Origin of the sequence: Rodentibacter rarus (assembly GCF_001998965.1) — a bacterium.
Taxonomy (GTDB): domain Bacteria; phylum Pseudomonadota; class Gammaproteobacteria; order Enterobacterales; family Pasteurellaceae; genus Rodentibacter; species Rodentibacter rarus.
This window is the reverse complement of record NZ_MLHJ01000057.1, coordinates 1-9,438: the sequence shown is the minus strand read 5'-3', so window position 1 is coordinate 9,438 and position 9,438 is coordinate 1. Positions and strand designations below refer to the sequence as shown.

At 42.1% G+C, this 9,438-nt stretch carries 8 protein-coding genes and 1 pseudogene; 4 read left to right on the top strand and 5 right to left on the bottom strand.

Annotated features, from left to right (window positions below; all coding sequences use genetic code 11):
• Window positions 1-131: 131 nt before the first annotated feature.
• Window positions 132-723 (top strand): annotated as a pseudogene (locus tag BKK50_RS12860) (IS3 family transposase); the annotation flags it as partial.
• A gap of 77 nt (window positions 724-800) precedes the next feature.
• Here the strand turns inward: BKK50_RS12860 and ftsN are convergent.
• Complete coding sequence (ftsN, locus tag BKK50_RS06840; protein ID WP_077416605.1) at window positions 801-1,583, bottom strand: cell division protein FtsN; 783 nt, start codon at window positions 1,581-1,583, stop codon at window positions 801-803.
• 74 nt (window positions 1,584-1,657) lie between these two features.
• Window positions 1,658-3,850 carry a primosomal protein N' gene (gene priA, locus BKK50_RS06835; protein ID WP_077416603.1) on the bottom strand — a complete coding sequence of 731 codons (2,193 nt, stop codon included), beginning with the start codon at window positions 3,848-3,850 and terminating at the stop codon, window positions 1,658-1,660.
• Window positions 3,851-3,952: 102 nt separating this feature from the next.
• On the opposite strand from priA, the gene trmB reads away from it, so the two are divergent.
• The 3 genes from trmB (at window position 3,953) to BKK50_RS12855 (ending at window position 5,871) form a co-directional block, all read left to right on the top strand.
• Complete coding sequence (gene trmB / locus BKK50_RS06830; RefSeq protein WP_077416601.1) at window positions 3,953-4,693, top strand: tRNA (guanosine(46)-N7)-methyltransferase TrmB; 741 nt, start codon at window positions 3,953-3,955, stop codon at window positions 4,691-4,693.
• Between the two features lie 81 nt (window positions 4,694-4,774).
• Window positions 4,775-5,119, top strand: a complete 345-nt coding sequence (locus BKK50_RS06825; RefSeq protein WP_077416599.1) for a YggL family protein — start codon at window positions 4,775-4,777, stop codon at window positions 5,117-5,119.
• A 557-nt stretch (window positions 5,120-5,676) separates the two neighbouring features.
• Window positions 5,677-5,871, top strand: coding sequence for a hypothetical protein (locus BKK50_RS12855; RefSeq protein ID WP_179108391.1), 195 nt, complete (start codon window positions 5,677-5,679; stop codon window positions 5,869-5,871).
• Between the two features lie 553 nt (window positions 5,872-6,424).
• Here BKK50_RS12855 and BKK50_RS06815 read toward each other — a convergent pair.
• The 3 genes from BKK50_RS06815 to BKK50_RS06805 are packed head-to-tail and all read right to left on the bottom strand — an operon-like array spanning window position 6,425 to window position 9,397.
• Window positions 6,425-7,840, bottom strand: a complete 1,416-nt coding sequence (locus BKK50_RS06815) for a basic amino acid/polyamine antiporter (protein WP_077416597.1) — start codon at window positions 7,838-7,840, stop codon at window positions 6,425-6,427.
• A gap of 26 nt (window positions 7,841-7,866) precedes the next feature.
• Window positions 7,867-8,448: a uracil-DNA glycosylase family protein gene (locus BKK50_RS06810; RefSeq protein ID WP_077416609.1), complete on the bottom strand. Its 582-nt coding sequence runs from the start codon at window positions 8,446-8,448 to the stop codon at window positions 7,867-7,869.
• A gap of 22 nt (window positions 8,449-8,470) precedes the next feature.
• A complete protein-coding gene (locus BKK50_RS06805; protein ID WP_077416595.1) occupies window positions 8,471-9,397 on the bottom strand; it encodes a homocysteine S-methyltransferase family protein in 927 nt (308 codons plus the stop codon).
• Window positions 9,398-9,438 lie beyond the last annotated feature (41 nt).

Genomic DNA, 9,438 nt, shown 5'->3' with positions numbered 1-9,438 from the left:
TTGCATGATCATTAACACCTACTCCCCTGAATTTAAATTAACCGTCATACAAGCCGTCAAAATGGGCTATTTTCTACAGAAAGGGCTTGTCTCCATTTCGGTATGGCTACCCGCTTGAGCTAGCTCCATTTAGACGGGTTGAACAGCTCGGTTTCAAGGGAAAATGCAAACTACGGCAATATCATTCCTATCAAGGTGAAATGGGTAAAATCGCTGATAATCCGCTAAAACAAAACTTTGTTGCACAAGGGGCAAATGAGAAATGGGTGACTGATGTGACGGAGCTTAAATGTGTTGAAGGTAAGCTTTATTTATCGCCGATTAAGGGCTTATTTAATGGTGAGATTATCAGCTATGACCTTTCGCCAAGCCCGAATTTTGAACAGATAACAAAAATGATGGAACAAGCTGTGAGAAGACTTGATAGCGCAAAACCGATACTCCATTCAGACCAAGGGTGGTAATATCAAATGGAAAGCTATCGTAAAATACTTGAGGATAGTATTCAATAAAGTATGTCGAGAAATTCCTTGATAATAATAGTGCGATAAAGAGCTTTTTTGCCCGATTAAAAACGGAATGTTATTACGGCAATCGATTTGAAACGTTTGAGCAACTTGAAAAAGCGATTGTGAATATATTCATGACTATAATCATGAACGGATTCAAGCAAAACTAAAAGGACTAAGCCCCGTGGAATACAGAACTCAGTCCTTGAATTAAATGAATCTAACTTTTTATTTTTCACTGCACTTTTCCTTATCACAATTAGACCGAGTATCCCTCGATTGCACCACAATCTACATCCCAATAATCACACAACCTGCCACAGATTTTGCTTTATCCTGTGCTTGAGAAGCCGCATCTCGGCTTGCAAAGGGGCCGACACGAACCCGGTTCCACTCGCCATTGACCATCACTTGCGCATTAATACCGGACATCACTAAACGTCCTTGTAAATTTTCTGCTTGAGCCCGGTTTTTAAACGCACCGCACTGTAAACCAAAGCGTTTACTTTCGCCCGCTGTCACTGTTGTTGCCGGTTTGCTTTCTTCTGTTTTAGTTTCTGATTTTTTCACTGTTTCCACTTTCACCGGCTCCGGTTTCTTCGTGGTTTCCGGTTGTTTTTTTATTTCTTGTTTCGGTGTTTCTGTCTTTGCCATTACCGCTTGTTGTGCCTTTTCAGCCTCTTCTGCTTTGCGTTTTTCTGCCAATTTGCGGGCTTCTTCTGCCGCTTTTTGTTCTTTTTCCATTTGAATTAAGACTTGGCGTTGTTCCTCTGTTAAACGCATATTTTTCTCGACACTCGAAGGCTTATCATCCACCGGAACAGTACGGGTTTCCAATGCTTTAATATAACTCCACACTTCTTCCGGGCGATTGGGTAACACACTTTTTGGTGGTGTTTTTTCAGGCTGTTTTGCCACTGAAACAACCGGTTCGGGGGTTTTGCTTTTTAAAAAATAAAGCCCAATGCCAAAAGCAAGTAATACGGCTAAGGCAATGCCTATCAATACATTTTTATTGGTTGTCTTTTTTTTCTTATTTGAACCACGACGGGCTGCAAAATCTCGATGTGCCACGATAAATCCTAAAAGTTAATAATTTCTAACTATGCTAAAAATTTGCCAAGTTTACTGAAAAATATCGTGATTTTCTAGCTAAAATCCTGAGGATCCACATCTAAAATCAACCGCACTTGGCTATTTTTTTCTAAATTCGCCTGTTGATATTCCCGTAATACCCTTTGTAACACTTGGCGAGAGGGGTGCTGTAAAAGCAATTGCCAACGAAATTGCCCTGCTTTTTTGCTCAAGGGTGCAGGCATCGGTCCTAAAATTTGTAATCCTTCAATATTTTTTGTGTGAAAAAAATCAGCAATCCGAAGTAAACATTCTTCAACCTGTTCACTAAAATGGGCCTGTGCTTTAAACAAGGCTTGGAAACTAAAAGGCGGCAATCCCATTCTATGACGTAAGCTTAAGGTTTCTTCAGCAAATGCCGGATAGCCTTCTGCTAATAAGGTGGTGAGCAAGGGGTGATCCGGATAATGGGTTTGTAGCACCACTTCTCCTTGTTTCTCTGCACGACCGGAACGGCCTGCTACTTGTACATAAAGCTGCGCCAATCGTTCTTCTGCGCGAAAATCCAAGGAAAACAGCGCACTGTCCACATTAACTAAAGCCACTAAAGTGACATTCGGGAAATGGTGGCCTTTTGCCAACATTTGCGTACCTATTAAAATTTGGCTTTTGCCTTGTTGGATGTTCTCTAAATAGCTTTCCAAGGATCCTTTTCGAGATGTGCTGTCTCGGTCTATGCGGGCGACTGAATAACCGGGAAACTTCGCTTTCAAGGTTTCTTCTAACTGCTCTGTGCCTAGCCCTGTCGTCACTAAATGGGTCGAACCACAATCACCACACTGACGTGGTATGGTTTTCTGCGAACCACAATGATGACAACGCAACACCCGTTGATGTTGATGATAAGTATAAGGTTTTTCACAATGAGGACATTGTGCAATCCAACCACATTCGTGGCAAAGCAAAACAGGAGCGAACCCACGACGATTGAGAAATAATAAAACCTGATTGCCTTTTTCAAGGTGATTTTTCATTCGAGCCAACAAGGGCTGCGATAACCCTTGTTGCACCGGTTGATTTTTCAGATCAATAACAAACTGACGAAGTGCGGTCGCATTTCCCGCTCTTTTCGATAAAATCAGATGTTGGTATTTACCGTTTTTGACATTGTTAAGGCTTTCTAAACTTGGCGTTGCTGATCCCATTAGCATGGGGATATTCAACTTTTGAGCCAGCACAATCGCCAAATCACGCGCATGATAACGCCAGCCGTCTTGTTGTTTGAAAGAACTGTCCTGTTCTTCATCCAAAATAATCGCCCCTAAGTTGGCAAATTGGGTAAATAATGCGGATCTTGTACCAATCACTACCGCACTTTGCCCGTTTTTTGCCCGAAACCACACATTGAGCCGTTGGGTATCATTCAAATGTGAATGGAGAACATCGATTTCCACATTAAAACGAGCCTTAAAACGTTGAACGGTTTGGGGGGTCAACCCGATTTCCGGCACCAATACCAACACTTGTTTGCCGGATTTCAAGATCTCTTCAATATATTGCAAATAAATTTCTGTTTTGCCTGAGCCTGTTACCCCCTCCAGTAACCACACATTAAATTCACGTTGAAACATCAATCGGCTAAAGGCCAAGGCTTGTTGTTTGTTTAATGTCAGGCGATTGTCAACATTCACTAAGGGGCTATTGCCCAAAACCGCTTGCCAGCTTTTTGCCTCCTCTTGCACCGCAATCTCTTGCACAAAATGTTTGCGTTTTAATGCCGACCAAACAGAAGGGCTAAAATCCCCCTCGCCTTTTTCCAAATCCTTTTCTGACAAATATCGCAAGGCTTCCGCTTGTTTTTTCGAACGCTTGAGTTCATCGTTGCACAGGGCATTTTTTCCCTCTTCCGTGATACGCCAAAAAGTGCGGTCATTTTTCACCGCACTTTCACCGTTACGCAGTTTCACCGGCAAGGCTTGAAATAGTACCTCTCCCAATGCACCTTGATAATAATTTGCCGCCCATATCAACCAATCCCAAGTCACAGAGGAAAAGAGGGAGGTGGCATCTAAGAGGGCAATAATTTCCTTTAATTTCTCTTTGGGGATCGCGGTGGTTTCCGGTAATTGCACCACTATCGCCACTTTTTTTTGCCGTCCAAAAGGCACAAGCACCCGTGCGCCAATCTCCAAGGGCATATCGTCAGGAAGCAAATAGTCAAATAAACGAGGAAGCGGCACAGGCAGTGCAACACGGACAATTTTCATAATCACCTTCAGGAAAAAATTTGGCGTATTATACGGGAAAATACCCTGATTTCGTGTATAATCGCCGGCAATTTTACACATTCATTTGACAATCTAAAAGTGATGAAACCGACCTTTGCCGATCAAAAACGAAAAACTGTCGAAACTGCTGAATTTACCGAAGAGGGACGTTATAAACGTAAAATACGCAGTTTTGTATTGCGTACAGGGCGTTTAAGTGAATTCCAAAAAAACATGATGAACGACCATTGGGGAGCGCTGGGATTAGACTATCAATCCTCCCCTTTTGACTTTGTGAGCATTTATGGCAATACCCATCCGGTCATTTTAGAAATCGGCTTTGGTATGGGGAAATCCCTGGTAGATATGGCCTATGCCAATCCGGATAAAAATTATCTCGGTATTGAAGTGCATACGCCGGGCGTCGGTGCCTGCATTGCCTATGCCGTCGAAAAAGGGGTGAAAAATCTTCGTGTAATCTGCCATGATGCCACTGAAATTTTACGCGATAGCATTGCAGATAATACATTAGGGGGATTACAGCTCTTTTTCCCCGATCCTTGGCATAAAGCAAAACATCACAAACGCCGTATTGTTCAACCGCACTTTGTCGATCAAGTGGTGAAAAAACTGGCTGAAAATGGCTTCATTCATATGGCGACCGACTGGGAAAACTATGCGGAACAAATGCTTGAGGTACTCCGTACGAATGCTCATTTAGTTAATACCTCTGCACAGGGGGATTATATTCCCCGTCCGAGTTTTCGGCCATTAACCAAATTTGAAGCCCGTGGACAACGGCTAGGTCATGGCATTTGGGATTTATTTTTTACAAAGAAATAATTTTTGATTTTATAAAGGCGTCAGTAAAATGCTGATGCCCTCATTCATTCCACACAACAATCCAAATAGGAGAAGCGCAATATGTCTAAATCTTACAATCAACGCCAGCGTAAAAAACTTCATCTTGCCGAATTCCAAGAATTAGGTTTTTTAGTCAATTTCCAATTTGCCGAAGGCACTTCAATTGATACGGTAGATGAAGTGATTGATCGTTTTATCGCAGAGGTAATCCAACCAAATGGACTGGCTTATGAAGGCAATGGCTATCTACACTGGGAAGGGTTAGTATGCTTAGAAAAAATCGGTAAATGTGATGAAAGCCACCGTGAAACCGTAAAAAAATGGCTTGAAAGCAATGGCTTACAACAAATCGAAATCAGTGAATTATTTGATATTTGGTGGGATTATCCGTCATCAAAAGCTTAAATCTTTAAGCGAAAAACAGCATAAAAGGGTAACGGTTTTTATGCTGTTTTTTTAGTTAGCGATATAACTAGCTACACAATAAATGCGCAAAAGTAAAAATGTAGCAACTGTATCTTGCCTAAAAGCAAAAATACAAATTTGTTAATTAAACAACATAAGCATTCCATTGAGAGCCATCACGAACGATTACGTTCAAAATGGTCAAAAGCTTACGCATTATGGCGTTAATCACTACCTTAAACACCTTGCCTTGGCCAGCAGGCGTTGGTAAAGGCTTTGAATATAACAGGTGTTTCCACTCTCTTTTGGGTGCAGAGCAACCTCTACCAATGAAACAATTTGTTTGTGTCTGAGCTTGCCTAGCTCGGGTAGCATTGACATCAAAACGGCTTTTGCGCCTTGACCTATCCATTTGATTTCTTTAAACTTTTTATAGTATCATCAAGCTTCTTCAATGACTCCATCGAAGATGTTTACTTACTCATCAAGGTAGCGAATATGGGCTTTTACGCTCGATACTTGGCTTGAATATACCTGTTCTTGGCGATTTTTCTCCATTGAATGCATATCAATCAACTGATGACGACAAAACACCGGTGCCTCTAGCTGTTCTGCTTAGGGCGTGGGGAGAAAATAAAGTCGGCGTTCAACATCACCACGAACCATTAACATTTGGGCGTAAAAAGCCATATTTTGGCATCGTTTTTTTGCGAGGGGCGACATGGCAAATTGATGTGTTTGACGTGGATTAGCGAGCACGATTTGAAAGTTTGCGTAGTGTAGTTCCTTAGCGAGTGGGATTTCGATACCACCTGTGCTTTCAAGGAGGAGTAACTACACGGTAAATGCCTTAAGGTATTCAATGGCTTGTTGAATGCCTTTTAGAGATTGTTGGGAAATGTTTTTGTTTCTTTAAGACAATCTAAACCCACGACAAAATGACGTTTAGCCACAACATCAATACCACAGTATGTTTTATTTTCATTTCATTAACTAGCCTTGCGATTCGATTCACATTAGGGCAGCTGCTCGGTTTTGTTGATGGAAGCTATCTACTCTTACTACTACAATTCGGTGTACAGTTCTATAGAGATACTCAAGATATAGATAGCAGTTTGTTTGTATCGGTTTACTAAATTTTTAATATGCAAGGTATACATCAACTGTACTTTCTCTCTAAGTCCATTATGATTGTACTCTTAATGGGGCTTTCTAATACAAGGGGCACAAGCATTGCGTCCCTAAGGTATATTGGAATATTCGCTTTTACACATTCACTAATATAGCGTGATTTTAGAAAATGGGTTAATTCCAATTAATATTGCTAAAGGCGTTATAAACTGCCCAAACGAAGAGAAAGGCAATTGTGGCGAGTGCGACTTTTTCCCATTTATTCAGATTGAATTTTCCGTCTTGGTGTTGATAGCGGGAATATAAAAATAGCCCAATTCCCGGCACATAAAGCAGAACGGAAAGTAACAAATAATCCAGCCCTGCGGCGTATAAAATCCACAGGCCATAGAGGGAAGCCATAAAGCCTGTAAATTTAATATACCAAGGGGAGTTTTGTTGAATGGAAAGCTTCAATAAATACGCACCAATTAAAAAATAAGGCACTAAAATCATTGAAGTGGAAATCAACAATAAGGCGTTATAACTTTTCCCTGTGAGCAAAACCAATAATAAACAAAGTTGTACGACCAATCCGGTAAACCAAAGAGAATGAATTGGTGTATTGTTTTCGTTGAGCTTGTCTAAAACTTTCGGGAAAGCCCCATTTTTTGCCCCACGATAAGGCATTTCCGCAGAAAACATTGTCCAGCTGATATAAGAGGCAAGAACAGACACAATTAAACAGGCGGTAATAATGATTTTGCCTGTGCTACCCATCATCTGCTCCAGTAACCCTGCCATAGAGGGATTTGGCATCATCGCAATCGTTTCACGAGGTAAAATTCCTAATGAAAGTATGGTGATTGCAATATAAAGTGCAAGGGCGATCAAAATACCTAATACGGTGGCAAGCCCAACATCGGAACGTTTTTTGGCATGGGCGGATAATACTGCGGCACCTTCCACCCCGGTAAAGACCCAAAGGGTAATTAGCATCGTATTTTTTACTTGGTCGGATACACAGTTATTTAACGCCGTTGCTTTCACATCATAGCTAAAGGTTTCGGAGCTGAAATACCATAGCGCAAGCAAGATAAACAAGAGCAACGGAAAAACTTTCACAAAGGTGGCAATAAGGTTCACGGTTGCCGCTTCTTTTACGCCTTTGGCGATTAAAATATGTACCAGCCAAACAATAATGGAAGATCCAATAAATGAGGCGATGGTGTTGCCTTGCCCAAAAATAACCGCACTTGGGGTATCGGTAAAGGTGCCGATACCTTCAAAGGCGACCACTAAATAACCCACAATACCGATTGTGGCGCAGAGCCAGTAACCCCAAGCGGACATAAATCCCATGAGTTCGCCAAAACCTTCTCGTGCATAGGTGTAAATGCCGCCGTCTAAGTCAGGACGAAGACGGGAAATGAAAAAGAAGGAGAGACCGAGGAAAATAATCCCGATACCGGTAATCGTCCAGCCAATAATGAGGGCTTCCACTCCCGCCACTTCCGCCATATTTTGCGGCAAGCTGAAAATGCCCGAGCCAATCATGGAGCTTAACACCAATGCTGTCAGCGACAGTAAGCCAATTTTTTTGTTTGACATAATGCTTTCCTAAAAAATGATAAAAATTAAATGGATAGGATAGTTTTCACATAGTGTTGTAATGTTGGGATCACGTCTTGTTCAAACCACGGATTTTTTTGTAACCAAAGTTGATTGCGTGGTGAAGGGTGAACTAAAGGAAAAAAGTGCGGTAGAAATTCACGGTAGTTTTTCACTGTCTCCGTCACATTTAATGTATTTTGCGGTAAATAATATTTCTGCGCATACTGCCCGATTAAAATCGTGAGTTGAATATTGGGCAAGGTGGCTAAAAGTTGAGGATGCCATTTTTCCGCAAAGCCTTTGCGTGGCGGTAAATCGCCTGATTTGCCTTTTCCCGGATAATAAAAATCCATAGGGATCACCGCAAATAGCCCCGAATGATAGAACATATCACGATCAACGCCCAGCCATTCACGCAGTCTATCCCCACTTTTGTCATTCCAATAAAGACGGGTTTGTTCCGCTTTTAAACCGGGCGCCTGACCGACAATATTAATACGTGCCGTGCGGGGGGCGGCAAAAAGCGGTTCGATATGGCGAGCGGTAAAATCTTGATTTTGAGGATCATTGATAATCGCCGCTTTGATTTGATTGAGCGTTTGCATAATCTGTTTCATTTATCTCATTTTATGGTTGCGGTTCATTGATAAAAGCCTCGCCAAATTTTTCCGCTAATACCTTGATATGCTCAGGACCAATGCCACAGCAACCGCCAATAATGGTTGCACCGCTTTCAATCCATTTTTCCGCCCAAAGGAGATATTGTTGTGGATTGAGATCCTCGCGGATTTCATCAAGCCCGTCATTTGCCGTAGCATCTTTGGGTTGGGGCGGAAAGGCATTGGCATAAGCACCGATACGAATATTTGTTGCGTGATGGATTTTCAATGTTTTTTGTGTGACGAGCAACGCCTGTTGAATTACTTCAGGTTGACAACAGTTAAATAAAATAGCCTCCACGCCTAATTCAATCATTTTTTCAACCGCACTTTGCACGGTTTCACCGGAGCGTAAACGAGGTACGTCAGTAGGCTCATCGTCTTGTAAAGTGAAAGCAACCCAGAGTGGACGATCATCTTTTGGCAGCAAAGGTTTAATGGCTTGAGGTTCGGTCGCCGAACTTTGGGTTTCGCATAACCAAAAATCTACATAGGGCGAAAGCCCGTCAATGATTGGTTGAGCCACCTCTTGTACCCGCTCAGGCTGGTATAAATCGAAACGGTAAGAACCGAATAATGGCGGAATTGAGCCGGCAATGTTGAGATGAGAAATACTCGAATTTTCAACCGCACTTTTAGCTAAACGCCCGGCAAGATCCGCCAACATTTTGCCATCCGCCTGAAAACGTTGTTCCCCAATATGAAAGGGCACAACGGCATAACTGTTGGTGGTTATCACCTGTGCGCCACTTTTGATAAAATCCTCATGCACGGATTGAACGGCACTTGGCTGTTGATAGAGGGCGAGTGCCGACCATTCCGGCTGCTGAAAAGGGGCTTTACGGCGTGCCAATTCACGCCCCATACCGCCGTCTAAAATGATGATGTTTGACATTCTGCTTTTCTTAAATTTTCCAGTATTATGCAGCAGTTGCA

Coding starts and splice junctions, on each gene's coding strand:
- priA (WP_077416603.1), bottom strand. CDS start 3,850: ATGAAAATTGTCCGTGTTGCACTGCCTGTGCCGCTTCCTCGTTTATTT.
- BKK50_RS06810 (WP_077416609.1), bottom strand. CDS start 8,448: ATGCAAACGCTCAATCAAATCAAAGCGGCGATTATCAATGATCCTCAA.
- BKK50_RS06815 (WP_077416597.1), bottom strand. CDS start 7,840: ATGTCAAACAAAAAAATTGGCTTACTGTCGCTGACAGCATTGGTGTTA.
- BKK50_RS06825 (WP_077416599.1), top strand. CDS start 4,775: ATGTCTAAATCTTACAATCAACGCCAGCGTAAAAAACTTCATCTTGCC.
- trmB (WP_077416601.1), top strand. CDS start 3,953: ATGAAACCGACCTTTGCCGATCAAAAACGAAAAACTGTCGAAACTGCT.
- BKK50_RS06805 (WP_077416595.1), bottom strand. CDS start 9,397: ATGTCAAACATCATCATTTTAGACGGCGGTATGGGGCGTGAATTGGCA.